This window comes from Streptomyces sp. NBC_00400 (assembly GCF_036048035.1).
Lineage (GTDB): Bacteria > Actinomycetota > Actinomycetes > Streptomycetales > Streptomycetaceae > Streptomyces.
On record NZ_CP107940.1, the window covers coordinates 2,057,500 to 2,082,770 of the forward strand.

The following is a 25,271-nucleotide window of genomic DNA, read 5'->3' on the forward strand; positions in this document are numbered from 1 at the left end:
GCCGCCCTCACCGCCTCCGGGCCGCCGGCGGCGCCGCGGGGCGAGGCCCCGGCCCAGAGGCCTGCGGCAGCGCGCATACGGGTGTCCGCCGCAGTTCTCGGGCACAGGGAATCGGCGGCCGTCGCCCGCCGTGCGGCGGGACGCAGAGCGTTCCACGCGGCGGCCTCCTCCCCCTTCGCAGATGAGAGTGACGGCCCACGCGTCGTCGGCGGCCACGCTCGTGTGTCTGACAGCACGTAGCGGGTCTCAGGCCGCTTCTCGTCCCCAAGCCGCGCCGGGCGCGGCCGTCTTGCCAGGTATCGGGAACAGATTGTTGCCTTATGGTGAATGTTGTCAAACGGCAACTATGACTTCTATCCTTGGCGGTGCCGCACCCCCAGGACCTGTCCATTCACGAAGCGTCAGCCCCTACAGCGAGGTTCATCGTGCTGTCCCAGCCCCATGGCGGCCGGCCCCTGCGGATCGACACACGACAGGAGCAGGGGGCGGTGATCCTCACCGTCGCCGGACCGCTCGACCTGGACACCGTCGCGCCGCTCGACGCCACCCTGCAGCAACTGGCGCAGGACGGCGCCGGCCCGGTCGTCATCGACCTGTCGGACGTCTCGTTCGCGGATTCGACGACGGTCAACGTCCTGATCCAGGCGCACGACGCACTGGGCCCCGCGCTGCGCCTCGCGACCCCCTCCGCCGTTCTGGAACGGCTCTTCACACTCACCGGACTCGACACGGTGCTGCCGCTGTACGGGTCCGTCCGCGCGGCGCTCGACGCCTGAACCTCAGCTGCGTTCGGAGCCGACGGCGGCGACGGCGACGGCCAGCTCGCCCAACGCCGCGACCAGCGCGCCCCGTTCGTCCGTCGGCATCCGGCGCAGCACCGCCGCCATACGGTCCACCCGGGTCGCCCGGAAGCGCTCCAGGAACGCCTCGCCCTCAGTGCTCAGCTGCAGCCCGATCTCGCGCCGGTCGGCGGCCGTCGGGCGGCGGAGCAGCAGACCGGCGGACTCCAGTGCGGCGCAGACCCGGCTGGCGCGCGGCAGCCCCAGACCCACGGCGGCGGCCACCGTGGTCAGGTTCCGCCCGGGACACACCGAGACCACGGACAGCACTCTCAGGCCGCCCGGGGAGAGCCGCGGTTCCACCGGGTCGGCCGCGTCCCGCATCAGGGCAGTGATCGCCTCACCGGCGGCGGCCAGTTGTTCCGCGGCCTCGCGCAGTGTCTTTGCCGGCCCTCCGGCGCTGTGGCGTTGCATGGACGCATCCCGTTCCCACGGTCCGACGACAGGTGCGGTGCGCCCTGCGGAGGCAGGGCTCGGGGCCATCCGAGGAGCGTCCGCAGGCGCACGGTCCCTGTGCCCTGCCCGCTTCTCCCGGGATCACACGGCCCCGGGCACGTCAGCGGCCCGGCACCGGGGCCGTCTTCAGCGTGCGAGAGCGGCCTGCACGATCTTGCCGCCGCCGGGGCGGGGGCCGACGGTGACCTCGCGGGCCAGGGCGCACACCAGGGGCCAGCCGAAGCCGCCGTCGCGGCCGGTCAGGTCGGGGCTGCGCTCCGTCGGCCGGGCGGGACTGGCGTCCTCGACGCGTATCCGGATGGTGTCCTGATCCGCGGTGAGACGCAGCGCCGTGACGGCACCCGCGTGGCGCAGTGCGTTGGTGACGAGTTCGGACACCAGCAGCAGCAGGTTCTGGGTGGTCCGGGCAGCCGGCGCCGGATGGAGCAGGTCGGCGAAGCTTCTGGCGAAGTCGCGGGCATCTGCCGCCGTGCCCGGACTGCAGAGGTCCCGGGCGGGCGGGGTTGAGGGGTCGTCCGTCGCAAGAGGATGGTGCACAAGCTTTCACCCCGGTCAGTGGAACGCCTCGTTCGGCTGGTGTGCAGCAAGCGTCATCAGGTGTTCGTGAGGCGTCTACCCAGCAGAACCCTTGCGGAACGGGGAACTTGGCGTGCCGGTGGGCAGCGCGGCCGGGCAACCGAGGACGCGGGTGGCCGACTGTACCCGGCGCCCCTGGCGGCCGGCGGAAGCAGCGGGGGCCGGGCCGGTCACGCCTGCGTCCGCGCCCCCGCCCGCGAGGCGTCCCGCCGGGCCCGGCGGACGGCAAGGGCGAGGGTGTCGTCGGAGTGCAGGATGACGGTGTGCATGTCCTCCGCGACGGCGCCGGGGATGTCGTCCACCGGTCGGCGGGCATGGGCCCGGGCGCTCTTGATCAGGCGCGCCTCGCCTTCGATGGGGTCGCGCCGGCTCTCGGTCAGGCCGTCGGTGTAGAGCACCAGAAGGTCGCCCTCGTGCAGGGTGTCGCGCCGTACGGTCTCGCTCCCCGGCAGCGGGAAGCCGATACCCCGGCCGCGGACCTCCAGATAGTCGGAGGTTCCGTCGGCACGCACCAGCAGGGCCGGCGGATGACTGCCGTTGGCCAGGCGGAGTTCACCGGTGTCGGGGTGGATACGGGCGAGCAGCACCGTCGCCATGATCTCGGGGTCGAACGGGGCCAGGATGTCGTGGGTACGGGCGACGATGGATTCGAGCGGGTGGCCTTCGAGCGCCAGGGTGCGCACGGCATGAGTGACGTTGAGCGCGCTGCGGGTACTGCGCACACCGTGTCCCAGCGCATCGACGACGGTGATGTGCACGGTGCCGTCGGGGAGACTGAGCCAGTCGTAGAAGTCGCCCCCCGTGGGCGCATCGGTGCCGGCCGGCTCGTAGTGGACGGCGAACTCCAGGCCCTCCACGCTGAGCGGCGAGGGACGCAGCGCGTCCTCCAGCTCCCGCAGGGTCTGGCCGTGGGCCCGCCGTAGCTGTTCGTCCCGCTCCTCCAGCTGGACGTAGAGGGCGAGCACGCCGCTGTTGGTCTCGGCGAGTTCGTCCTTGAGGCGGTGCAGTTCGGTGGAGAGGGTGTCCGCCCGGGAGAGGGCCGCGGTGAGATCGCCTTCGAGCGCCGCGATCCGTGCCTCGTACGCCTCGGCGGTCTCCGCCTCGCGCGTCCCGGCCTGGCCGGGCACTGCGCCGTGCGCGCCGGCACTGGGAGCGGGCCCGGCCTGCTCCTCGCCGAGGGGCAGGTGCCAGGCGACCACGCCGTCGGGTGTGGCCTGACCCGGCAGCGGCAGGTGGGCCCAGCTCGGCGGGGCCGGCGTCGGTGCGGCGTGCAGCGTGACGGCCAGCAGGGCGGTGCCGCCCGGAGCGGTCTGCTCGGCGGCTTCGAGGCGGACGGGACCGCCGGCGCGCAGGGCGGCGCCGGCCACCTGGGACACGGAGAGCACCAGGCGCCCTCCGGTCCGGGAGGGGAGCCGGTGCGCTTCGCAGATCCGCCGTACGGCGGAGCGGAGGGCCGGCAGGTCGTGGAAGGTGTGGGGGGTCACGGAAGTCTCTGGCGGGGACGGGCGGCGAGCACGGTCGCATCGTCGCGGGGGAGGCGGTGGCTGTGGACGAGGGACGCGGCGAGCAGGGACGGGGGCAGGCGGCGCACAAAGGCCGAGGGCGCCTGGGCCCAGCGGTGGTCGACGCCGTCGGAGTGGAGCAGTACCGTGCCGCCGGGCGGTACGGGGAAGGCTCGCACATGCGGTGGCGTCATGTTCAGTCCGGCAATTCCCGGCTGACCGCTGAGCCGGTGGCCCGGGCCGAGCGAGGTCAGCGTCACGACGCGTACGTTGCCGACGCCGCAGTACTCCGCCCGTTCGGGGTGCAGGCGCAGCAGACCGACGGCCGCCCCGCGGGTGCGGCGCAGTGCCCGGTGCAGGCCGGTGAGGATCTCGGGCAGGGGCGCGTCCGGTCCGCGGTGGAAGGACCGCAGCGCCACCTGGGCGGCCTCGGCGGCGTGCGGTCCGTGGCCGAGGCCGTCCACGACGAGTGCGGTGCGCGCGGAGCCGTGATCGGCGAGGGCGCACCCGTCACCGCTGGTCTGTTCACGGTCTGCCGGTACGCAGATGGCGCCTGCTTCCTGGTCCGCCGAGGCGGTCTCGTCAGGGGCGGTGAGGCGGGCGCTGACGAGGGTTCCGTCCCCCGGCGCCGTACGGATGGTGAGGGTGGTGGCTATCCGTTTCACGGCTCCCAGGCCGGCGCCGAGGGTGCTGCCGGTGGTGTAGCCGTCGGTGAGGCACTGCTGCAGTTCGCCGATGCCGGGCCCGTGGTCCGCGGCGACGATCTCCATGCCGCCGCCCAGGGGCAGGGACTGGATGAACAGCGCACCATTGGTCGCGTGATTGGCCAGATTGCTGGCCAGTTCCGAGGCGATGACCGCGGCCCGGTCGGGCAGCGCTCCCGGCAGCCCGCACTGCCCGGCGACCGCCCGTGCGGTTTCGGCGGCCAGATGCACGGCGCTGTAGTGGTCCACGACGATATGTGCCGTCGGCCGGGGGCAGGGGAGCGTCAACGACTCGCCCATCGCGTGACGATCACGGTCGTGCCCTGTCCCGGAGCCGAGTGGAGTTCGAAGTCGTTCATCAGCCGCCGGGCGCCGCCCAGACCGTGGCCGAGCCCTGCGCCGGTGGTGAAGCCGTCGGTCAGTGCGGCGCCGACGTCCGCGATGCCGGGACCGTCATCGGTGATCGTCAGCCGGAGTCCCGCGGTGTCGGCCGACATCAGGCAGTCGATGGTCACGGTGCCCCCTCCGCCGTGGATGTAGGCGTTACGTGCCAGCTCACTGGCGGCAGTGACCACACGCGTCTGGTCGACGATGCTGAAACCGGCCTGCACGGTGGCCGCCCGTACGGCGTGGCGAACGGTCAGCAGGTCTTCTTCGGTCCGCACCTGGTGCACCGATGTGCTGCCCTCCGCGCCGGGGACGTGCCGGGCGGCCGTGGCGAGGCCCACCGCGTGATCACTATTCCGTGCCGAACTCACGCAGCACCCCTTCGGAAGGCTGCAGGCTCTGATGCCAGCCCAGCGCGGCCATGCCGTGCTCGGCGTTGAGTGCCGTTTCCACCCCGGTCAGCTGCAGCCCCAGCTCGACCAGGGTGATGGCGACCGGCGGCCGCATCCCGGCGACGATCACCCGGGCACCCAGCAGCCGTGCCATGGTGGTCAGCTCCATCAAAGTACGGGCCACGAAGGAATCGACGATTTCCAGCCGGGAAATGTCGATGAGGACCCCGCGCGCCCGGTCACCGGTGATGCGTGCGGTGAGCTCCTCGGTGAACGCCACGGCCGTCTTGTCGTCGAGCTCGTTGAGGAGCCCGGTGACCAGGACGTCGCCCAGTCGCAGAATCGGCACACCGGCCGAGGCGGGGACATTCACCGCTGTGCCAGGGGGGCGGACTTCGACGGCGCGGCATCGGTGAGTTTCACGGCCTCTCCCAGGGCGTCGGCCAGGGTGGCCCGGGTCATGATCGTCGACAGGTCGATGCCGAGCTGGGCGATGGTCTGGGCGATCGGCGGCCGGATACCGCTGATGATGCAGTCCGCGCCCATGAGGCGTACCGCATTGACCGTGTGCATCAGATGCTGGGCGACGGCGGTGTCGACGGTGGGTACACCGGTGATGTCGATGATGGCGACCAGCGCCTCGTGCTCCTGGATGGCCTGGAGCACGTTTTCCATCACCACCTGGGTGCGTGCGGTGTCGAGCGTGCCGATCAGCGGGACGGCCAGAACCTGGCGCCACAGCCTGACGACCGGGGTGGACACCTCCAGCAGCTGCTGACTCTGCCGGCGGATGATCTCTTCCCGGCCCTCCACGAAGATCTCGAAGGTGAGTGCTCCGGCGCTGTCCAGGAGGCGGTTGATCAGCACCGCACTGTGGAAAAGGCCCTCACCGTCACGGGTGTGCCGCTGAACGGCCTTCAGCAGGGCTTCCTTCAGCGACATCACGGCCAGCGACGTCGCGGTGGGCGAGACGCCCCGGCGGGCGCGCCGCAGGGAGATCTCGGATACGGCTTGATGAATCTCCTCGTGTGAGGTGACCACGTGTTCCACCGGCAGACCTCGGTCCAGGCCGGAGAGCAGGGCGCTGACCAGGGCATCGGCTTCCTCGCCGAGCTCGGCCTCGCTCACCTCCCCGTCCAGCGTCGGCTGCGCCAGTTGCAACTGCACCCAACGGTCCGAGATCTCATCGGCCTCTTCGCGCAGCACGCTCATGACGCGCTCACGTGCGGCAACCTCAGCGGATCCCAACTCATCGTCCTTTCGGTCGGCCGGCCCGGATGGCTGCCTCGGGCCGGTTCACCCTGCGGTTGCGGCGGGCCGGTCCGCTCACCGTTAACAGTTGTCGCCCGGCAAATGTTAGCGAGCACGATCAAGGGCCGGAACCCGCGTGCCCGGCTCTTCACCCACCGGCGGTCGCGAGCGGCCGGGCAGCCGAATCCTTGCGGTCGGCTCTCCCGGGACACCCGTAACCTCCTGCCCAGGCACAACGCCGGTGACCGCAGTGCATCACGGCCGGCCACGTTCCCGCACAGGGGCAGCGATGATCTTTGTTCAGCAGTGACCGTCGCCGATCCAGTCAAGACACAGCACCAAAGCGTCATCGAAGGACTCCGCCTCACGGTAATCGGCCACATCGCGCAGGACCTCACGGGGCACCATGGCGGCCGGCAGCAGACTCGTGGCGTGGATGGCGCGCGAGAGCGCTTGCTCGGCGTACCTCTCCTGCCGTGGCGAAAGCGTCTCGTACACCCCGTCGCTGACGAAGATCAGGCGGTCTCCCGGGGCGAGCGTGAACTCCTGCGGGGTGTAGTGGGACTCCTCGAACATGCCCAGGGGCAGCTGGGCATCGAGAGCGATGCGCTCGACCGACTTCCCCCGCATCCGCCACATCTGCGGCGATCCCGCGTCGATGGCTTCCACCCGGCCCGTCGCGAGCTCGATGCGCAGCAGCAGCGTGGACACATGGGCCGCGCCCCGGTAGTGGTCGTGGACGGCCTGGTCGGCCAGGGCCGCCTGGTCCGCGAGGCCGACACCGGCCCGGCGGGCGTTGCGCAGGGCGTTGACCGCAAGGTGGGTGAGGAGCGAGGCCTCGATGCCCTCGCCCATCCCGTTGGTGACGGTGAAGGTCAGCTCGTCGGCGTCCGCGGACCAGTCGAAGTTGTCACCGTGCACGGCGTACGCGGGCTCCAGCTGGGCCCCGAGGGCGAACCGCGCGTCGCTGTACGCGCGGGCGGGCAGCAGCTGCCACTGCATCTCCGCGGCCAGGGTGAGGCGGCTGACCCTGCGGGCCCGCTGGTAGACGTCCGTGTCGCGCTCGGCGACAAGGATCTCGCGCCCGAGCAGGTCCGCCACGTACCTGAGCTCGTCGACGACCTCCGGCGTGGAGCCCTCTTCCGGGAGCCGCACCGTCAGGATGCCGATGCGGTCGCCACGCACCGTCACCGGCAGATGGTGCTCGACGGCGTCCCCGTGCGCCACCTGCTGCTCCCGGGGTTCCTGGCTGCCCAGCGCCCGCCCCTCCGGGCTGCCGAAGACGGACAGCGAGTCCTCACCGTGCCCCGAGCCTTCGCACGATCTGAGCACCGTCCCGCCGTAGTCCGTCAGCAGCAGCCGCACCGCGGTGGCCCGGTAGGCGGTGGTGACGACGTCCCGCAGGGCGTCGACCAGGGCATGCGGCGCCGCGGCGCGCAGCGCCGTTTCCACTTCGAGGCGTTGGGTCATGGTTTCGCGGACACCCTTCGTCCAGGTCCAAGGGCAGGGTCGGTCTGACAAGGGCACGCACAGGGTGACAGAGTGTTCGTGTGTCCCGTTTCACCGGTCGGCCCCATTCCCACGAGCGCGCAAGCGCGGCGGCGCTTGCCGCGGCCGAGTTGCTCGAGGTGCTGTGGGGACGCGGGCAGGAAGCGGCACGCTCGGCGGAGGTCTCGCTGTCCCAGCTGCGCGCTCTGCTGGTGATCGAGCGCCGCGAGGGCACCAATCTGCGCACCCTCGCCGAAGCGCTCGGCTCGCGTCCACCGGCGGTCAGCAGGCTCTGCGACCGCCTCGAAGCCATGGGCCTCGCGGAGCGGGGACCCAGCGCGACCAGCCGGCGGGAGGTCGAGCTGCGGCTGAGCCTGCGCGGCCGGGTGCTGCTCGAGCAGTACCGCGTGGCGCGCAGCCGGGAGGTCACGGCCACCCTCGACCGCATGGAACCGGCCGATGTCGCCCGGCTCGCGGCAGGCCTGGAGGCCTTCCACGCGGCGTCCGCCCGGCTCGCGGCGGACCGGGACGACGCGGCGCCCCGAGGCGGCGACGTCGCGGACAGCGCCTAGCGCCGCCGCGGTCCCGCTCCTCCCGTCGCCTCGCACCGCCGGGGGACGGCCTGCAGACCTCGCACGGCCTGCACGCAGCGGACCGCCTGCGCGGTGCCTCCCGCGGCCCGCAGCCGGCCCGGGGCCGGCGGACACCGCCGCAAGATCCGTCAACCGCATGCCTTCAGTATCCCGCCTGGGAGGGCAGCGGTGCGCGAGCCGGTGCCGCCGGGGGATTTCCGCCCTACGGTCAGGCCATGGCCGACAACGCAACTCCTCCTTCGACCCCTCTCGCGCGCGGCGAGCGCTTCGTCTGGCTGACCGCGCGGGTGCTCGAACAGCGGCTTTTCGCGTACCACTTCCTCGGCGGCGCGGCCGACCCGGTCGAGACCGCACTCGCCGCGTACCGCAATGACGACGAGGGCTTCGGCCACGCGCTGGAGCCCGATCTCCGCGGCCCGGTCAGCCAGCCGCTGCACACCGCCCACGCCCTGCACGTCCTCGATCTGATCGGGCGCTGTGACGGCCGCCAGGTGGAGCGCATCTGCCGCTATCTGACCAAGATCTCCACTCCGGACGGCGCACTGCCCGCGGTGCACCCCTCGCAGCGCGGCTATCCGGCCGCGCCCTGGATCCCGGTGGTCGACGACCCGCCGAGCGCACTGCTGGCCACCGGCCCCGTGGTGGGGGTACTGCACCGCAACGAGGTCTGGCACGCCTGGCTCTTCCGCGCCACGGACTACTGCTGGGCGACCGTGGAGTCCCTGACCCGGACCCATCCGTACGAGGTCGAGGCGGCGGTGGCCTTCCTGGACGGCGCCCCGGACCGGCCGCGGGCCGCCGCGGCGGCGCAGCGCCTCGGCCGGCTCGTCAGGGAACAGCACCTGGCGCTGCTGGACCCGGAGCGGGCCGCGGACGTCCCGGTGGCGCAGGGGTACGCCCCCGGCGAGCATCACCTGGCGTACGACTTCGCGCCCGCCCCCGGCTCGCTGGCGCGCGACTGGTTCACCGACGAGGAGATGGACCGGGCGCTGGACCACCTCGGCGCGCTCCAGCAGGAGGACGGCGGCTGGCCGGTCAACTGGCGGGCGTGGGCGCCCGGGACGGCGCTGGAGAGCCGCCCGATGGTGACGCTCAAGGCGCTGCTGACCCTGCGGGCGTACGGGCGCCGCATCAGCTGAGCGCTCCCCTCCCGGGCCGGTTCGCCGGCGGTGACGGCCGCGGCGATGCCGGTGGGACGGCCCGGGAGAGCCCGCTCCGCGGCCGGCGGCGCGGCGCGCGACGACCGCGTTGTCAGTGGTCCGGTGCACGATGGAGGACATGGCCAAGGCAGCGCTCGACTCCTTCTCCCCCGCGACCCGCGGCTGGTTCGCCGGGGCGTTCAGCGCGCCCACCGCCGCGCAGGAAGGGGCCTGGCGGGCGATCGGCGCGGGCTCCGACGTCCTGGTGGTGGCCCCCACGGGCTCCGGCAAGACCCTCGCCGCCTTCCTGGCGTCCCTGGACGCGCTGGCGAGCACTGCCCCGCCCGCCGAGCCGAAGAAGCGCTGCCGGGTGCTGTATGTCTCCCCGATGAAGGCGCTGGCCGTCGACGTCGAGCGCAATCTGCGCAGTCCGCTGACGGGCATCCGGCAGGAGTCGGTCCGCCTCGGGCTGCCGGAGCCCGACCTCAAGGTCGCCATCCGTTCCGGCGACACCCCGCCCGCCGAGCGTCGCTCGATCGCAAGCCGCCCGCCGGACATCCTCATCACCACCCCCGAGTCGCTGTTCCTGATGCTGACGTCCTCGGCCCGGGAGGCGCTGGCGGGCGTCGAGACGGTGATCGTGGACGAGGTCCATGCGGTGGCCGGCACCAAGCGCGGTGCGCATCTGGCGCTGTCCCTGGAGCGGCTGGACGAGCTGCTGGACCGTCCGGCCCGCCGGATCGGGCTGTCCGCCACGGTGCGGCCGGTGGAGGAGGTGGCGCGCTACCTGTCACCGCGGCGCCGGGTGGAGATCGTCCAGCCACCGTCCGGGAAGCGCTTCGACCTGTCGGTGGTCGTCCCGGTGGAGGACATGGGCGAGCTGGGCGGCTCCCCCGTCCAGGAAGGCGACACCGGCGAGAAGCCGTCCATCTGGCCGCAGGTCGAGGAGAAGATCGCCGATCTTGTCCAGGCCCACCGCTCCACGATCGTCTTCGCCAACTCCCGCCGGCTGGCGGAGCGGCTGTGCAACCGCCTCAACGAGATCGCCTACGAGCGGCAGACCGGCGAGGCGCTTCCCGAGCACCACTCCCCCGCCCAGCTGATGGCCGAGGCCGGGGCGGCCAGGGGCGCCCCAGCGCTGCTGGCCCGCGCCCACCACGGCTCGGTGTCCAAGGAGCAACGCGCCCAGGTGGAGGAGGACCTGAAGGCGGGCCGGCTGCCGGCCGTGGTCGCCACCTCCAGCCTGGAGCTGGGCATCGACATGGGCGCGGTCGATCTGGTCATCCAGGTGGAGTCGCCGCCGTCGGTCGCCTCCGGGCTGCAGCGGGTCGGCCGGGCCGGGCACCAGGTCGGCGCCGTCTCCACGGGCGTCGTCTTCCCCAAGTACCGCGGCGATCTGGTGCAGGCAGCCGTGGTCACCGAGCGGATGCGCTCGGGCGCCATCGAGGCGCTGCGGGTGCCGGCCAATCCGCTGGACGTCCTCGCCCAGCAGCTCGTCGCCATGGCCGCGATGGACACCTGGGACGTCGAGGAGCTGCTGGCCGTCGTCCGGCGGGCGGCCCCGTTCGCGGGGCTCCCCGAGTCTGCGTTCACGGCCGTGCTGGACATGCTCGCCGGCCGCTACCCCTCCGACGCCTTCGCCGAGCTGCGGCCGCGCCTGGTGTGGGACCGCGTCGCGCAGACCGTCACGGGCCGCCCCGGCGCCCAGCGGCTGGCCGTCACCTCCGGCGGCACCATCCCCGACCGCGGCCTGTTCGGGGTGTTCCTGGCGGGCGGCGACTCCGGCAAGGGCGGGGGCGGGCGACGGGTGGGCGAGCTCGACGAGGAGATGGTCTACGAGTCCCGCGTCGGCGATGTCTTCACGCTCGGCACGACGTCCTGGCGCATCGAGGACATCACCCGCGACCGGGTGCTGGTCACTCCCGCCCCCGGCGTACCGGGACGGCTGCCCTTCTGGAAGGGCGACCAGCTGGGCCGCCCCCTCGAACTGGGCCGTGCGCTCGGTGCGTTCCTGCGCGAACTGGGCGCGCTCGGGCCGGAGGACGCCCGGACCCGGCTGTCCGCCGCCGGGCTGGACGACTGGGCGGCGTCCAATGTGCTGAGCTATCTCGCCGAGCAGAAGCAGGCCTGCGGCCATGTCCCCGACGACCGCACGATCGTCGTGGAGCGGTTCCGTGACGAGCTCGGCGACTGGCGGGTGGTCGTCCACTCCCCCTTCGGCGCCCAGGTGCACGCCCCGTGGGCGCTGGCCCTCGGCGCCCGCCTCGCCGAGCGCTACGGCATGGACGCCCAGGTGATGCATGCCGACGACGGCATCGTGCTGCGGCTGCCCGACGCCGATCTGCTGGGCCTCGACCTCCTGGACGGCGACGGCGCCTTCGATCCGGCCGCCGATCCGGGCCCGGCCGCCCGCGGCACGGAGTACGACCCCGAGCAGTCCCCCGTGGGGGCGGCCGATGTCGCCTTCGAGCACGGCGAGGTCGACCAGATCGTCACCGACCAGGTGGGCGGCTCCGCGCTGTTCGCCTCCCGGTTCAGGGAGTGCGCCGCCCGCGCACTGCTGCTGCCCCGGCGCAGCCCCGGCAAGCGCACCCCGCTGTGGCAGCAGCGCCAGCGCGCCGCGCAGCTCCTCCAGGTGGCGAGCGAGTTCGGGTCCTTCCCGATCGTGCTGGAGGCCGTCCGCGAGTGCCTGCAGGACGTCTTCGACGTACCGGGCCTGTCGGAGCTGATGGGGGACATCGGGGCGCGCCGGGTCCGGCTGGTGGAGGTCACCACTCCCGAGCCGTCCCCGTTCGCCCGCTCGCTGCTGTTCGGCTATGTCGCCCAGTTCCTGTACGAGGGCGACTCCCCGCTCGCCGAGCGCCGCGCCGCCGCCCTCTCCCTGGACACCCGGCTGCTGGCCGAGCTGCTGGGCCAGGCCGAGCTGCGCGAGCTGCTGGATGCCGAGGTGCTGACCGGGCTGGAGCGCGAGCTGCAGTGGCGCACGGACGACCGGCGGGTCAAGGACGTCGAGGGCGTCGCCGACGTCCTGCGGCTGCTGGGGCCGCTGACCGACGCCGAGCTGGCCGAGCGCGGCGCCGATCCGGCCTGGACCGGGGAGCTGGCCGCCGCCCGCCGGGCCATTGCGGTGCGGATCGCCGGGGCCGAGCACTGGGCCGCCGTCGAGGACGCCGGCCGGCTCCGCGACGCCCTGGGCACCGCACTGCCGGTCGGCATCCCCGAGTCGTTCACGGAACCGGTCAAGGACCCGCTGGGCGATCTGCTGTCCCGCTACGCCCGCACCCACGGCCCGTTCACCTCCGAGCAGGCCGCCGCCCGCTTCGGCCTCGGCACGGCCGTCACCGACGGTGCGCTGCATCTCCTCGCCGCGGCCGGCCGGGTCGTCCAGGGGGAGTTCCACCCCGCGGGCATCGGCCAGGAGTGGTGCGACGCCCAGGTGCTGCGCAGGCTGCGCCGCCGCTCGCTCGCCGCGCTGCGCGAGGAGCTGGAACCGGTGCCGCCCGCCGCGCTCGCCGCCTTCCTCCCCCAGTGGCAGCACCTCGGCGCGCCCCGGCCGGCGCCGGCGAGCGGGGTGCCGGCGCCGCTCACCGGCGCGTCGCACAGCCTGCGCGGTATCGACGGTCTGGTGCGTGCCGTCGAGCAGCTGCAGGGCGCCCCCGTACCCGCCTCCGCCCTGGAAAAGCTGGTGCTGCCCTCCCGCGTCGGCGGTTACACCCCCGCCCTGCTGGACGAACTCACCACCACCGGCGAGGTGGTGTGGGCCGGCGCCGGAGCGCTCCCCGGCAAGGACGGCTGGGTCGCTCTCCATCTCGCCGACTCCGCCCCGCTCCTGCTCCCGCAGCCCCTCCCGCTGGAACTGACCGCGCTGCACGAGTCGTTGCTGACCGCCCTCGCCCCCGGATACGGGCTGTTCTTCCGCCAGCTCGCCGACCAGGTCCGCGCCACCACCCACCCCGAGGCCACCGACTCCCAACTGGCCGACGCCCTGTGGGACCTGGCCTGGTCGGGCCGGCTGACCAATGACACCCTGGCCCCGCTGCGTGCCCTCCTCGGCTCGGGCCGTACGGCCGGCTCGACCGCCCACCGCGCCCGCCGGGCCGTTCCCCGGGGCAGATACGGCTCGCTGACCGCGGCCGCGGGCCGCGGCGGCCGCCCCACCGCCTCCCGCTCCGGCCCGCCGACGGTGGGCGGCCGCTGGTCGCTGCTGCCCGCCCCCGAACCGGACCCCACCCACCGCGCCCACGCCCTGGCCCGCACGCTCCTGGACCGGCACGGCATCGTCACCCGCGGCGCGGTCGCCGCCGAGGGGGTCGAGGGCGGGTTCTCCGCCGCGTATCGCGTACTGGCCGCCTTCGAGGAGTCCGGCCAGGCCCGCCGCGGCTATGTGGTGGAGGGGCTGGGCGCCGCCCAGTTCGCGATGGACGGCGCGGTGGACCGGCTGCGCGCGGTCAGCACCCAGCGCGAGCGCACCGCCGATGACGCCCTGACGGACGGCGGCCCGGCGCAGTCCCGGCGCGGCGGCCCGCAGCGCGCGATCGTGCTGGCCGCCGCCGACCCGGCGAACGCCTACGGCGCCGCCCTGTCCTGGCCCGAGCCGCCCGAGGGTTCGGCCCACAAGCCCGGCCGCAAGGCGGGCGCCCTCGTCGTCCTCGTCGACGGCGAGCTGACGCTCTACCTGGAGCGCGGCGGCAAGACCCTGCTCGTCTGGCCGCTCGGCCACGACCCGGCGCCGGCCGCCACGGACCCCCGCCTGCAGCTCGCCATCGAGGCGCTGACGGATGCCGCCCACGCCGGCGCCCTGGGCACCCTCACCACCGAACGCATCAACGGCACCTCGGCGCTCACCTCCCCCTACGCCCCCGCCCTGGAGTCCGCCGGCTTCCACCCGACCCCGAGGGGACTGCGGCTGCGGGGGTGACGGGATGCGGCAGCCGCGCCCCCGCGCCGGGAGCCCCGCCCGCGCCCACCCGCGCGGCATGATGGTGACATGCCCGAAGGTGACACCGTCTGGCGCCTGGCCCAGCGGCTCGGCGACGCGCTGGCCCGCCACCCGCTGACCTGCTGCGACCTGCGGGTCCCCCGGCTCGCGACGGTGGACCTGACCGGCCGCGAGGTGCTGGAGGTGCGCTCCCGCGGCAAGCACCTCCTCACCCGCTTCGAGGGCGGTCTCACCCTGCACTCCCCTCTGCGGATGGACGGCGCATGGAAGATCTACGCCCCGGCCGAGCGCTGGCGCGGCGGCCCCGCCCATCAGATCAGGGCGGTCCTCGGCACCGCGGAACACACCGCCGTCGGCTACCGTCTCCCCGTCCTCGACCTGCTGCGCACCGCCGACGAGTCCCGGGTCGTCGGCCACCTGGGACCCGATCTCCTCGGCCCCGACTGGGACCCGGAACAAGCCCTCGGCCGGCTGCTCTCCGCCCCCGGGCGCCCGCTCGGCGAGGCCCTGCTCGACCAGCGCAATCTCGCCGGTATCGGCAATGTCTACAAGTCCGAGCTGTGCTTTCTGCTGCGCGCCTCCCCCTGGCTCCCGGTCGGCCAACTGCCCCGGCCCGAGCGCCTGCCCGCCCTCGCCAAAAAGCTCCTGGAGGCCAACAAACACCGCCCCGCCCGCACCACCACCCCCTGGGGCCACCCCCACCCCTTCGAGCACAGCAGGAGAGCCCGCCCCGACCGCCGGCTGTGGGTCTACGGCCGGGCCGGCCGCCCCTGCCTGCGCTGCGGTACCGGGATCCGCACCGCCGACCAGGGCCCCGCCGCCGAGGAGCGCGTCACCTACTGGTGCCCCGCCTGCCAGCCCGACCGGCCCGCCGCCCGGCCCGCGGACTGAGCCGGACCGGATCACAGCACACCAATTGACGCACCGTCAGATACTTCCCTACCCTCGCCCCATGCCCTTCACGGCGTACGACCTCACGGGCCGCACCGCGATCGTCACCGGCGCGGCAAGCGGTATCGGCCGCGCCACCGCCGCCCTCCTCGCCGAGGCCGGGGCCACCGTCCACTGCGCCGATCTCGACGATCAGGGCGTCCAGGCGACCGCGGCGGCGATCACCGCGGCAGGGGGCGCGGCGCACGCCCACCGCCTCGATGTCACCCGGCGCGACGAGATCGCCGCGGTCGTCGACGCCGCCCGCAGCGCCACCGGCCGCCTCGACGTGATGGCGAACATCGCCGGGATCATGTACTCCTCCACCGTCCTGGAGACCGAGGACGCGGAGCTGGACCGGGTCTGGAACACCAACTTCAAGGGCGTGCTCCACGGCTGCCAGGAGGCGGCCCGCGCCATGATCGCCACCGCCACCCCCGGTTCCCTCGTGAACATGGCCTCCGGCGCGATCGACACCGGTGCACCCGGCCTGCTCTGCTACGGCGCCGCCAAGGCCGCCGTCGTCCAGCTCACCAAGACCCTGGCCACAGAGGTGGGACGGCACGGCATCCGCGTCAACGCCGTCGCCCCGGGGTGGGTCCGCACGGCGATGACCGAGCGGCACACCGACCGGGCCCAGCAGCAGGCGGAGGGGCCGATGATCCGGATGTCGCCCCTGGGGAGGGTGGGAGAGCCGGAGGACATCGCCCACACCGTGCTGCATCTGGCGTCGGATGCCTCGTCGTTCATGACCGGCCAGATCCTCCGCCCGAACGGCGGCGTCGCCATGCCCTGGTGACCACCGTCCGCCAGGCCCCCCGCGCCCCGTGAAACCCCCTGACCACCCGGACCAGAGCGCGCCGCGGGCCGCCGTCAGGCCGGTCCGCCCGCGGAACGCAGTGCACCGGCAGCAGGCTGAGCCCCCAGCCGCCCAGCACCACGACCCCCTCGACCACCCCCGCCGACTGCGGCCACACCACCAGCCGGACCGCCGCCCACCACCACAGGGCCCCGACAACGGCCCCGGATATCCAGCGCCCGGGTACGGCCCGCAGGCGCCGGCCGGCCGACGCACGGGCCGCGACATCACGCCACCCCATGGCTGCCTCCTCCGGCCGACGCTAGACGGGCCCCGCCGCCCGGCGGGAGGGCGCACCGGGGCATTTCCGGCGCGCAGCCCGCCCCACAAAGCCCCGCAACGGACCCCGACGCCGCACGGCCCCGGAGCGGGCACCGCAGGCCCGCACGGCACGCCCCGGCACGCCGGCCCCAGCGGGCGCCACAGCCCCACGGCGGGCGCCGCGGTACCTCAGCGGGCGCGCCGCGGCCGTCAGTGGGCCTCGGCCTGGAACATCCAGTGGTGCTTCTCCAGGTCTGCGGTCAGCCCGATCAGGATGTCCTGGCTGACCGGGTCCGGGTCCGCGGTGGCAACGATCCGCTCGCGCATCCGGCCGATGACCGCGCCGAGCGCGTTCACCATCGCCCGCACCACATCGCCGTCCTTGATCCACCCATCCGTGATCTCGCTGATGCCACTGGTCTTGGCGACGGTGACGGCCCGCCCGTCCGGGGACACCCCGATCGCGGACGCCCGCTCGGCCACCGTGTCGGCATGCTGCCGTGCGCTGGCGACCACATCGTCGAGCTGCAGGTGTACGGAGCGGAAGCGGGGCCCGACGACGTTCCAGTGCACCTGCTTGGCCACGAGAGACAGGTCCACCAGGTCGACGAGCGCTCCCTGCAGGGAGGTCCCGACCACTTTGCGGTCCTTATCGGACAGCGTGCTCTTGACGACAGACATCCAGACACTCCTGATTCAGGCGATATATCCGATTTGCCCATCGTATAAATGAATCGCCCGTTCCGAGCTGCCCGGACAGCCCGTACGGGCCCCTCCCCGGGGTGCCGTTCCGCCCCGCACCCCCGCCCGCACCCGGACAGCACGGAGCCCCGGCGGGCTGCCGCCCGCCGGGGCTCCGGTACGTACGAACAGGGGTGTCAGGCCGCGACGACATCCACGACGTCGGCCGGGGACTTGATGGTCACGCGCTCCTCCGGCACACCGGCCAGAGACGTGACGGACACCGAATTGAGCTTCGGCCGCACCGGTGCGGGCACCGGGTCGCTCGCGGCCGCGGACGCTGCCAGCTCGGCGAGTGCCAGCTCGTCGCTGACCTCCCGCATGAGCTCGGACATGCGCACATCCAGCGCGTCACAGATCGATGAGAGCAGTTCGGAGGAAGCCTCCTTCTGCCCCCTCTCCACCTCGGACAAATAGCCGAGCGATACCCGGGCGGAGGAAGAGACCTCGCGCAGGGTTCGGCCCTGGCGCTGACGCTGTCGGCGCAGCACGTCACCCAGCAGGCGACGAAGCAGAATCATCGCTGGCTCCCTCCTCGGACCTCGGATCCGGATCCTTCTCGCCCCACCGTACCGCCTCGGGCTGGAGGCGTGCGGGGTGCAAGTACGTGTTCACTCAGGGCTGCAAACATCCATTCCCCCCGTGTTGTTCCGTATCCTGTGCCCGCGTATTTTCTGTCAGTTCGCTCAACAGCATTGCGAGCACGGCATGAATGGTGTCCTGGCGGATCCGGTCACGATCACCCTCCAGCGCCAGCCGCCGCACCTGCCCGGCCCCGTCCGGCCCCTGAACCGCCACGAAAACGGTGCCCACCGGATATCCGTCCTGCGGATCGGGGCCGGCCACCCCCGTCGTGGCGATGCCCCAGTCGGCACCCAGCACCCGCCGCACACCGCGCGCCATCTGCCGCGCGACCTCCCCGTCCACGGCACCGCACGCGGCCAGCAGGGCGGCGTCCACGCCCAGCACCTCCCGCTTGAGGTCGGTGGCGTACGCCGTGACCGAGCCGCGGACCACCCGCGAGGCCCCGGGGACAGCGGTCAGTGCACCCGCCACCAGGCCGCCGGTCAGTGATTCGGCCACCGCCAGGCTCTGCCCACGCCCGGCGAGCAGTTCCAGCGCCCCGGCCGCGGCAGAACCCGGCCCGCTCACCGTGCCGCGTCCCGCTCGGCCCGCTCCCGGACCAGTCCGGCCCGGCGCAGCACCACGGCCTGCCGGATGTAGTCGAACCCGGTGACCACGGTCAGCGCGACGGCCACCGCCATCACCCACCAGCGGAAGGTCGCCAGCGGGCCGGTCAGCACCAGGACGTACATGCCCACCGCGGTGCCCTGCGCCAATGTCTTGATTTTGCCGCCACGACTGGCCGGAATCACTCCGTGCTTGATCACCCAGAACCGCATCAGCGTGATGCCGAGCTCCCGGAAGAGGATCACGCCGGTCACCCACCACGACAGATCCCCCAGCACCGACAGACAGATCAGCGCCGCACCCATGATCGCCTTGTCCGCGATCGGGTCCGCGATCTTGCCGAAGTCGGTGACCAGGTTGTACGTGCGCGCCAGATGCCCGTCGAAGACATCGGTGATCATGGCGACGGCGAAGGCGGCCCAGGCGAAGACGCGCCAGACGGGGTCCGTTCCGTTGTCGTGCATCAGCAGCAGCACGAAGGCCGGGACCAGCACCAGCCGCAGCATCGTCAGAAGGTTGGCGATGTTCCACAGCCCGGCCTGCCGGACGACCGGCGCCGTGCGCGGGCCGCCAGCTGCGGAAGCCGGGACTCCGCTCATCTGGCCGCCTCCTCGGTACACCCCGTGCCCTCCACCGACAGCACCTCCGCAACGAGATCGACGCCCTCGCTCGCCACCACCTTTGCTTCGACCATACGGCCGGGTGCCAGCTCCTGGCCGGTCGACAGCAGGGTGACGCCGTCGGTCTCCGGCGCCTGGTGCGCGGCCCGCCCGACGAGGCCGTCCTCGTCGTCGTTCCGGTCGACCAGCACCCGCACCGTCTCGCCGATCCGCTCCTCGGCACGCTGGGCGGTCAGCTCCTCGGCCAGCCGGGAGACCCGCGCCAGCCGCTCGGCGACCACGTCGGGGTCGACCTTGTCCTCGTACGAGGCGGCCTCGGTGCCGTCCTCGTCGGAGTAGCCGAAGACGCCGATGGCATCGAGCCGGGCCTCGGTGAGGAAGCGCTCCAGCTCCGCGAGGTCGCTCTCGCTCTCCCCGGGGAAGCCGACGATGAAGTTGGAGCGGGCACCGGCCTGCGGCGCCTTCGTACGGATCGTCTCCAGCAGCGCCAGGAAGCTGTCGGTGCCGCCGAAGCGCCGCATGGAGCGCAGCACCCCGGGCGCCGAGTGCTGGAAGGACAGATCGAAGTACGGCGCGACCTTGTCGGTACCGGTCAGCACATCGATCAGACCCGGCCGCATCTCGGCGGGCTGCAGATAGCTGACCCGGATCCGCTCGATGCCGTCGACCGCCGCCAGCTCCGGCAGCAGCGTCTCCAGCAGCCGGATGTCGCCGAGGTCCTTGCCGTAGGAGGTGTTGTTCTCGGAGACCAGCATGATCTCCTTGACGCCCTCCCCGGCCAGCCAGCGCGTCTCACCGAGCACATCGGAGGGCCGGCGCGAGATGAAGGAGCCGCGGAAGGACGGGATGGCGCAGAACGAGCAGCGCCGGTCGCAGCCGGAGGCCAGCTTCACCGAGGCCACGGGGTTGCTGCCGAGCCGGCGGCGCAGCGGCGCACGCGGCCCGGAGGCGGGCGCGATGCCCTCCGGCAGATCCTCGGGCGGGGAGGCCGCCGGCTCCTCCTGGGCGTGGCCGGGCAGCGCGACACCGGCGGAGCCCTGGCGCTCGGCCGGGCTGATCGGCAGCAGCTTGCGGCGGTCGCGCGGGGTGTGGGCGGCGTGGATGCCGCCGTTCAGGATGGTCTGCAGGCGGTCGGAGATACTGCTGTAGTCGTCGAAGCCGAGCACACCGTCGGCCTCGGGCAGCGCCTCGGCGAGCTCCTTGCCGTAGCGCTCGGCCATGCAGCCGACGGCCACCACGGCCTGGGTTCTGCCGTGATCCTTCAGATCGTTGGCTTCCAGCAGGGCGTCGACGGAGTCTTTCTTCGCGGCCTCGACGAAACCACAGGTGTTGACGACGGCGACATCGGCATCGGCGGCTTCCTCGACGAGGTCCCAGCCGTCCGCTGCCAGGCGGCCTGCGAGCTCCTCCGAGTCCACCTCGTTACGGGCGCAGCCAAGAGTGACAAGGGCGACGGTACGGCGTTCGGGCATAGGCCTCAGCCTACTTTGTCCCGGCCACCCCCTTGGCGCGCAGGTCTCCGCCGCCCGTTCCGGGAGCCCGGCGCGGGCGGCGGGCACCCACCGAGCGTGGGCGGCCGGCACCCACCGAGGAGGGCTCTCAGCCCGCCTGGGGATCCCCTGGCGTATAGCTGAGCCGCTCCACCGTGCCCTTGTCGCCGACCTTCTTGACCTCCTTGCCGTTGACGTACAGCTGTACGGCTCCGGCATTGCCGAGGACCAGGTCGATGCGTTCCTTGTCGGTGATGGTCTTGGACTCGCCCTTCTTGAGCAGGCCGTCCTCCAGGAGCTTGCCGTTGGCGTCCTTGGCGGAGACCCAGCTCTGGCCGTCACGGGCGGTCACCTTGATCGTGACCTTGTCCTTCGGCAGTCCGGCGACGGCGCTGTCGGAGGGATCGGGCTTGACGGGCGGCTTGATGGTCGAGGGATGGCGGGTGGGCGCCGGCGCCGGCTTCGCATTGGCGTCGCCGCCCGCGACCGGGCCGCTGTCGCTCTTGCCGTTGCCGGTGAAGAGCGTGAAGCCCATGAACCCGACCACCGCGACGATCGCCGCGACCATCGCCGCGGTCCAATTGGGGCGGCGCGGCTCGGAACGGATCCGCTCGGCCTCGTAGAGCGGTGCGGCGGGGGTCGGCGCGGGCCGTCCGCCGTGCTCGGCGTCGAACTGGTCGATCAGCGGCCGGGAATCGAGGGAGACCGCGCGGGCGAGCGCCCGGATGTGCCCCCGGGCGTAGACATCGCCGCCACAGCGGGAGAAGTCGTCCTGCTCGATCGCCTGCACGAGGGGGATGCGCACCCGTGTCGTCGTACTGACCTCTTCGACGGTCAGTCCCGCTCCGATACGGGCCTTCTGGAGGGCAGCGCCGACGGAAGGACGGTCTGCTTCGGGGGAGTTGCCGATGGACACGGGGGCGCCTTTCGAGCGTGTAGCCACCTGCTGGAAGTTCAGTCTAGGGGTGGAGCGAAAGGGTCGGGCAAGCGGGAGAGCGGGGTTTTACGCCATCGGAACGCCCTCGGCGGTGCCCTGGGGCTTGATGGTGAAGCATCGTTCCCTCGTCTCCCTCAACTTGACGTATCGGCAGGCGAAACGGTTGCCTTCTTCTCTCGTATGCGGGACCCGGATGTCTGTGCTACTCGGTAGCCTCCCCCCGGATCACCGCCAGCACTCCATCCAATTCATCGGGCTTCACCAGAACGTCGCGGGCCTTGGACCCCTCGCTCGGCCCGACGATAGTGCGCGACTCCATGAGGTCCATCAGCCGGCCGGCCTTGGCAAAGCCCACCCGCAGCTTGCGCTGAAGCATCGACGTCGACCCGAACTGCGTGGAAACCACCAGCTCAGCGGCCTGGCACAGCAGATCGAGATCATCGCCGATGTCCTCGTCGATCTCCTTCTTCTTCGCCGTGCCGACGGTGACGTCGTCGCGGAAGACCGGCGCCATCTGATCCTTGCAGTGCTGGACCACGGCCGCGACCTCTGCCTCGGTCACGAACGCGCCCTGCATACGGACCGGCTTGTTGGCACCCATCGGCAGGAACAGCCCGTCGCCCTTGCCGATCAGCTTCTCGGCGCCCGGCTGGTCGAGGATGACCCGGCTGTCGGCGAGCGAGGAGGTGGCGAACGCGAGCCGGGAGGGCACATTGGCCTTGATCAGGCCGGTGACCACATCGACGGACGGGCGCTGGGTGGCGAGCACCAGATGGATGCCCGCCGCGCGGGCGAGCTGGGTGATGCGGACGATGGAGTCCTCCACATCACGCGGCGCGACCATCATCAGGTCCGCCAGCTCGTCGACGATCACCAGCAGGTACGGGTAGGGCGCCAGCTCACGCTCGCTGCCCTCGGGAGAGCTGACCTTGCCGCTGCGCACCGCTTCGTTGAAGTCGTCGATGTGCCGGAAGCCGTACGCCGCGAGGTCGTCGTAGCGCAGGTCCATCTCGCGCACCACCCACTGCAGCGCCTCGGCGGCGCGCTTGGGGTTGGTGATGATCGGCGTGATCAGGTGCGGGATGCCTTCGTACGCGGTCAGCTCGACGCGCTTGGGGTCGACCAGCACCATCCGGACGTCCTCCGGCGTGGCCCGCACCATGACCGAGGTGATCAGGCAATTGATGCAGGAGGACTTGCCGGAGCCGGTGGCACCGGCCACCAGGACGTGCGGCATCTTGGTCATGTTGGCCATGACATAGCCGCCCTCGACGTCCTTGCCGAGCGCCACCAGCATCGGATGCTCGTCGCCCGCGGCATCGGCCAGCCGCAGCACATCGCCGAGGTTGACCATCTCGCGGTCGGTATTGGGGATCTCGATGCCGACCGCGGACTTACCGGGGATCGGGCTGATGATCCGGACATCGGGGCTGGCCACGGCGTAGGCGATGTTCTTGGCCAGCGCGGTGATCTTCTCGACCTTGACCGCCGGGCCCAGCTCGACCTCGTAGCGGGTGACCGTCGGGCCGCGGGTGAACCCGGTGACCGCCGCATCGACCTTGAACTCCTGGAAGACCGTGGTCAGGGCGGTCACTATGGCGTCGTTGGCGGCGCTGCGGGTCTTGCCGGGCCCGCCGCGCGAGAGCAGGTCCAGCGAGGGCAGCGAGTAGGTGATGTCACCGGACAGCTGAAGCTGCTCGGCCCGCGCCGGCAGCTCACCGGACGGCTCCGGCGGCGCCTTGGTGAAGTCCGGTACGGCCGGGGTGTCCTCGGCCACGGACGGCTTCGGCTCCGCGCCGCGGGCCGGCGGCACCGTGCCGCTCTCCCCCGCGGTGTCCTCGCCGTCGTCCCCCCGGCGCTCCCCGGAGATGCTGCTGCTGAGCCCGGCGACGAGCGGGGAGGGCTGCACACCGTGCAGCACCGCGCCGTCCAGCGCAGCGGCGGCCGCCGCTGCCACATCCACCGCATCCATCGGCCGGTCCGCCGACGGCTGTACGGAGGCCCGGCGCGGGCGGCGGCGCTGGGCCAGGGCCGCTTCCTCTATCGCCTCCGGGTCGCTCGCGGCCGGTGCGGCGGCGCCGCGGCGCGGTGTGCGGGCGGGCTGCTCGCGCCACTCCTCCGCATAGTCCTCGGCCTCGTCGAAGTACTCCTCGGGCTCGTCCGGTTGCACCACGCCCAGCCGGACGCCGAGCGCCCGCAGCCGCTGCGGGATGGCGTTCACCGGCGTCGCGGTGACAACCAGCAGCCCGAAGACGGTCAGCAGCGCCAGCAGCGCCACGGCCAGGGTCTGTCCGACGGTGAAGATCAGCGGCTTGGACGCGGTCCACCCCAGATAGCCGCCGGCATCCTGTATGGCGGCCAGACCGTTGTCCCGGCCCGGCGAGCCACAGGCCATGGCGACCTGTCCCAGGACACCGACGACCAGCGCGGACAACCCGATGACGATCCGGCCGTTGGCCTCCGGCCGCTCGGGGTGCCGGATGAGGCGGATCGCGATGCCGCCGAGCAGTATCGGCACGACCAGATCGAGCCGGCCGAACGCCCCGGTCACCAGCAGCTCGACGAGGTCACCGACCGGGCCGCTGAGGTTCGACCACGTACCGGCCGCGATGACCAGCGCCAGGCCGAGCAGCAGCAGCGCCAGCCCGTCCTTGCGGTGCGCCGGATCGAGGTTCTTCGCGCCGCGGCCCATACCGCGGAACACCGCCCCGATGGCGTGCGCCAGCCCCAGCCAGCAGGCACGGACGAGGCGGTAGACGCCGCCGGTGGGTGACGGCGCCGGCTTGGGAGCCGCCTTTTTGGCCGGAGCCCGCTTGGCCGGAGCCTTTTTGGCCGGTGCCTTCTTCGCGGCCGCGGTCTTCTTGACCGCCGGCTTGGCGGGTGCCTTCTTCGCGGCGGTCTTCTTGGCGGCGCCCGCGGTCCGTCCGGCGCGCTGCTTGGAGGGTCCCGCCGCGCTCTGGGTTCCCTTGCCGGACGTACGTGAGGCCATGGCGACGAGATTACAGGCGAACACGGGCATCTCACGAGCGCACAGCGCTTCACCCGAACGTGTCGCGCGCCCGCCTCATGAAAGGGCGTCAGTCACCCCGCGACGCTGCCCGCTCCCGGTTCCAGAGCATCCAGAGCCCGGCGCAGACCCGTCAGTTTGCGTTCCAGATGGGCGGCCGTGGCGACCGCCGCCGCATCTGCCGTCTCGTCCAGCTGTTTGGACAGCGCCTCGGCCTGCTCCTCGACCGCGGCCAGCCGCGCGGAGAGCTCGGCGAGCAGCCCCGCGGACTCCCGCGCCTCGTCGGCGCTCGGCCGCCCGCCCTCCAGCTGCAGCCTCAGCAAGGAGGCCTGCTCGCGCAGTTGGCAGTTCTTCATGTAGAGCTCGACGAACACCGAGACCTTGGCGCGCAGCACCCAGGGGTCGAACGGCTTGGAGATGTAGTCCACCGCGCCGGCCGCATAGCCGCGGAAGGTGTGGTGCGGGCCGTGGTTGATGGCCGTGAGGAAGATGATCGGGATGTCGCGGGTCCGCTCCCGCCGCTTGATGTGCGCGGCGGTCTCGAAGCCGTCCATCCCCGGCATCTGCACATCGAGCAGAATCACCGCGAAATCGTCCGTGAGCAGTGCTTTGAGCGCTTCCTCCCCGGACGATGCCCGCACCAGTGTCTGATCGAGCGCAGAGAGGATCGCCTCCAGCGCCAGCAGATTCTCCGGCCGGTCATCGACCAGGAGGATTTTGGCCTTCTGCACCATGGCCCGTCCTCCTCGCCCCGGCATGGAACCGGACGCCACCCCAGGGGACGACTCCGTCACGCCGCCCGTCCTTGTGCCGGTCATGGTAGCTGCACCCCGCCTGTCGCCACACCCTGTCACCGCGATGTCACTGTGCACGTAGCAGAAACGCAGACAGAGACCAGAAGGTTCCCCGAATCCTGCGCTTCCACACGTCCACGACGACACTGAGTCAACACGCGATGATCCTCTTACG

The 25,271-nt window shown here is 72.4% G+C and carries 22 protein-coding genes; 6 read left to right on the plus strand and 16 right to left on the minus strand.

All coding sequences use genetic code 11. The annotated features are described in order from the left end of the window. Positions 1-425 precede the first annotated feature (425 nt). Entirely contained in the window at positions 426-776 is a 351-nt protein-coding gene (locus OHS81_RS08990; RefSeq protein WP_328384095.1) for an STAS domain-containing protein, read from the plus strand. 3 nt (positions 777-779) lie between these two features. Here the strand turns inward: OHS81_RS08990 and OHS81_RS08995 are convergent, their stop codons facing one another. The 8 genes from OHS81_RS08995 to OHS81_RS09030 all read right to left on the minus strand — a co-directional run bounded on the left by OHS81_RS08995 (position 780) and on the right by OHS81_RS09030 (position 7,577). Then, positions 780-1,253 (minus strand): MarR family winged helix-turn-helix transcriptional regulator, encoded by a 474-nt coding sequence (locus OHS81_RS08995; RefSeq protein WP_328384097.1) that lies wholly within the window; start codon positions 1,251-1,253, stop codon positions 780-782. Between the two features lie 168 nt (positions 1,254-1,421). Next, positions 1,422-1,832, minus strand: a complete 411-nt coding sequence (locus OHS81_RS09000; protein ID WP_328384099.1) for an ATP-binding protein — start codon at positions 1,830-1,832, stop codon at positions 1,422-1,424. Positions 1,833-2,041: 209 nt separating this feature from the next. Next, positions 2,042-3,355 (minus strand): PP2C family protein-serine/threonine phosphatase, encoded by a 1,314-nt coding sequence (locus tag OHS81_RS09005; protein ID WP_328384100.1) that lies wholly within the window; start codon positions 3,353-3,355, stop codon positions 2,042-2,044. After that, a complete protein-coding gene (locus tag OHS81_RS09010) occupies positions 3,352-4,377 on the minus strand; it encodes a SpoIIE family protein phosphatase (protein ID WP_328384102.1) in 1,026 nt (341 codons plus the stop codon). The genes OHS81_RS09005 and OHS81_RS09010 overlap by 4 nt, the downstream gene beginning before the upstream one ends. Continuing rightward, on the minus strand, positions 4,362-4,751 hold the full coding sequence (locus OHS81_RS09015) for an anti-sigma regulatory factor (RefSeq protein ID WP_328391004.1): 390 nt from the start codon (positions 4,749-4,751) through the stop codon (positions 4,362-4,364). Before OHS81_RS09015 ends, OHS81_RS09010 begins: the two co-directional genes overlap by 16 nt. Before the next feature lie 64 nt (positions 4,752-4,815). Next, positions 4,816-5,229, minus strand: a complete 414-nt coding sequence (locus tag OHS81_RS09020; RefSeq protein ID WP_129293879.1) for an STAS domain-containing protein — start codon at positions 5,227-5,229, stop codon at positions 4,816-4,818. Next, the gene (locus tag OHS81_RS09025) at positions 5,226-6,104 is read right to left on the minus strand and encodes an STAS domain-containing protein (RefSeq protein ID WP_328384105.1); all 879 of its coding nucleotides are present in this window, start codon (positions 6,102-6,104) and stop codon (positions 5,226-5,228) included. The genes OHS81_RS09020 and OHS81_RS09025 overlap by 4 nt, the downstream gene beginning before the upstream one ends. Positions 6,105-6,407: 303 nt before the next feature. After that, positions 6,408-7,577 (minus strand): PP2C family protein-serine/threonine phosphatase, encoded by a 1,170-nt coding sequence (locus OHS81_RS09030; protein ID WP_328384107.1) that lies wholly within the window; start codon positions 7,575-7,577, stop codon positions 6,408-6,410. A gap of 80 nt (positions 7,578-7,657) precedes the next feature. Here OHS81_RS09030 and OHS81_RS09035 point away from each other — a divergent pair, with 80 nt between their 5' ends. The 5 genes from OHS81_RS09035 to OHS81_RS09055 all read left to right on the plus strand — a co-directional run bounded on the left by OHS81_RS09035 (position 7,658) and on the right by OHS81_RS09055 (position 15,995). Beyond that, a complete protein-coding gene (locus tag OHS81_RS09035; RefSeq protein WP_328384109.1) occupies positions 7,658-8,167 on the plus strand; it encodes a MarR family winged helix-turn-helix transcriptional regulator in 510 nt (169 codons plus the stop codon). A 236-nt stretch (positions 8,168-8,403) separates the two neighbouring features. Continuing rightward, a complete protein-coding gene (locus OHS81_RS09040; RefSeq protein WP_328384111.1) occupies positions 8,404-9,327 on the plus strand; it encodes a hypothetical protein in 924 nt (307 codons plus the stop codon). A 139-nt stretch (positions 9,328-9,466) separates the two neighbouring features. Beyond that, positions 9,467-14,245 (plus strand): Lhr family helicase, encoded by a 4,779-nt coding sequence (locus OHS81_RS09045; RefSeq protein WP_328384113.1) that lies wholly within the window; start codon positions 9,467-9,469, stop codon positions 14,243-14,245. A 69-nt stretch (positions 14,246-14,314) separates the two neighbouring features. Then, on the plus strand, positions 14,315-15,157 hold the full coding sequence (locus OHS81_RS09050) for an Fpg/Nei family DNA glycosylase (RefSeq protein WP_328384115.1): 843 nt from the start codon (positions 14,315-14,317) through the stop codon (positions 15,155-15,157). A 61-nt stretch (positions 15,158-15,218) separates the two neighbouring features. Next, entirely contained in the window at positions 15,219-15,995 is a 777-nt protein-coding gene (locus OHS81_RS09055) for an SDR family NAD(P)-dependent oxidoreductase (protein WP_328384117.1), read from the plus strand. Positions 15,996-16,526: 531 nt separating this feature from the next. On the opposite strand, the gene OHS81_RS09065 is transcribed toward OHS81_RS09055, so the two are convergent. From OHS81_RS09065 to OHS81_RS09100, 8 genes are all read right to left on the minus strand, one after another. Continuing rightward, positions 16,527-16,997, minus strand: a complete 471-nt coding sequence (locus OHS81_RS09065; RefSeq protein WP_328384120.1) for a Dps family protein — start codon at positions 16,995-16,997, stop codon at positions 16,527-16,529. A gap of 197 nt (positions 16,998-17,194) precedes the next feature. Continuing rightward, on the minus strand, positions 17,195-17,578 hold the full coding sequence (locus OHS81_RS09070) for a helix-turn-helix domain-containing protein (protein ID WP_086720541.1): 384 nt from the start codon (positions 17,576-17,578) through the stop codon (positions 17,195-17,197). Positions 17,579-17,672: 94 nt separating this feature from the next. Further along, positions 17,673-18,209: a CinA family protein gene (locus tag OHS81_RS09075; protein ID WP_328384123.1), complete on the minus strand. Its 537-nt coding sequence runs from the start codon at positions 18,207-18,209 to the stop codon at positions 17,673-17,675. Next, positions 18,206-18,847 (minus strand): CDP-diacylglycerol--glycerol-3-phosphate 3-phosphatidyltransferase, encoded by a 642-nt coding sequence (gene pgsA, locus OHS81_RS09080; protein WP_328384125.1) that lies wholly within the window; start codon positions 18,845-18,847, stop codon positions 18,206-18,208. Before pgsA ends, OHS81_RS09075 begins: the two co-directional genes overlap by 4 nt. Continuing rightward, complete coding sequence (gene rimO / locus OHS81_RS09085; RefSeq protein ID WP_328384127.1) at positions 18,844-20,340, minus strand: 30S ribosomal protein S12 methylthiotransferase RimO; 1,497 nt, start codon at positions 20,338-20,340, stop codon at positions 18,844-18,846. Before rimO ends, pgsA begins: the two co-directional genes overlap by 4 nt. Positions 20,341-20,467: 127 nt before the next feature. Next, positions 20,468-21,274: a helix-turn-helix domain-containing protein gene (locus tag OHS81_RS09090; RefSeq protein WP_328384129.1), complete on the minus strand. Its 807-nt coding sequence runs from the start codon at positions 21,272-21,274 to the stop codon at positions 20,468-20,470. Between the two features lie 223 nt (positions 21,275-21,497). Beyond that, positions 21,498-24,284: a DNA translocase FtsK gene (locus OHS81_RS09095; protein WP_328384131.1), complete on the minus strand. Its 2,787-nt coding sequence runs from the start codon at positions 24,282-24,284 to the stop codon at positions 21,498-21,500. 92 nt (positions 24,285-24,376) lie between these two features. Further along, a complete protein-coding gene (locus tag OHS81_RS09100; RefSeq protein WP_129293893.1) occupies positions 24,377-25,036 on the minus strand; it encodes a response regulator in 660 nt (219 codons plus the stop codon). Between the last annotated feature and the right edge of the window lie 235 nt (positions 25,037-25,271).

What these genes read in the sequence shown, in the direction of transcription:
- OHS81_RS08995 (WP_328384097.1), bottom strand. Translation starts at nt 1,253, where the DNA reads ATGCAACGCCACAGCGCCGGAGGGCCGGCAAAGACACTGCGCGAGGCC.
- OHS81_RS09010 (WP_328384102.1), bottom strand. Translation starts at nt 4,377, where the DNA reads ATGGGCGAGTCGTTGACGCTCCCCTGCCCCCGGCCGACGGCACATATC.
- OHS81_RS09030 (WP_328384107.1), bottom strand. Translation starts at nt 7,577, where the DNA reads ATGACCCAACGCCTCGAAGTGGAAACGGCGCTGCGCGCCGCGGCGCCG.
- OHS81_RS09040 (WP_328384111.1), top strand. Translation starts at nt 8,404, where the DNA reads ATGGCCGACAACGCAACTCCTCCTTCGACCCCTCTCGCGCGCGGCGAG.
- OHS81_RS09045 (WP_328384113.1), top strand. Translation starts at nt 9,467, where the DNA reads ATGGCCAAGGCAGCGCTCGACTCCTTCTCCCCCGCGACCCGCGGCTGG.
- OHS81_RS09050 (WP_328384115.1), top strand. Translation starts at nt 14,315, where the DNA reads ATGCCCGAAGGTGACACCGTCTGGCGCCTGGCCCAGCGGCTCGGCGAC.
- OHS81_RS09055 (WP_328384117.1), top strand. Translation starts at nt 15,219, where the DNA reads ATGCCCTTCACGGCGTACGACCTCACGGGCCGCACCGCGATCGTCACC.
- OHS81_RS09065 (WP_328384120.1), bottom strand. Translation starts at nt 16,997, where the DNA reads ATGTCTGTCGTCAAGAGCACGCTGTCCGATAAGGACCGCAAAGTGGTC.
- OHS81_RS09070 (WP_086720541.1), bottom strand. Translation starts at nt 17,578, where the DNA reads ATGATTCTGCTTCGTCGCCTGCTGGGTGACGTGCTGCGCCGACAGCGT.
- pgsA (WP_328384125.1), bottom strand. Translation starts at nt 18,847, where the DNA reads ATGAGCGGAGTCCCGGCTTCCGCAGCTGGCGGCCCGCGCACGGCGCCG.
- rimO (WP_328384127.1), bottom strand. Translation starts at nt 20,340, where the DNA reads ATGCCCGAACGCCGTACCGTCGCCCTTGTCACTCTTGGCTGCGCCCGT.
- OHS81_RS09095 (WP_328384131.1), bottom strand. Translation starts at nt 24,284, where the DNA reads ATGGCCTCACGTACGTCCGGCAAGGGAACCCAGAGCGCGGCGGGACCC.
- OHS81_RS09100 (WP_129293893.1), bottom strand. Translation starts at nt 25,036, where the DNA reads ATGGTGCAGAAGGCCAAAATCCTCCTGGTCGATGACCGGCCGGAGAAT.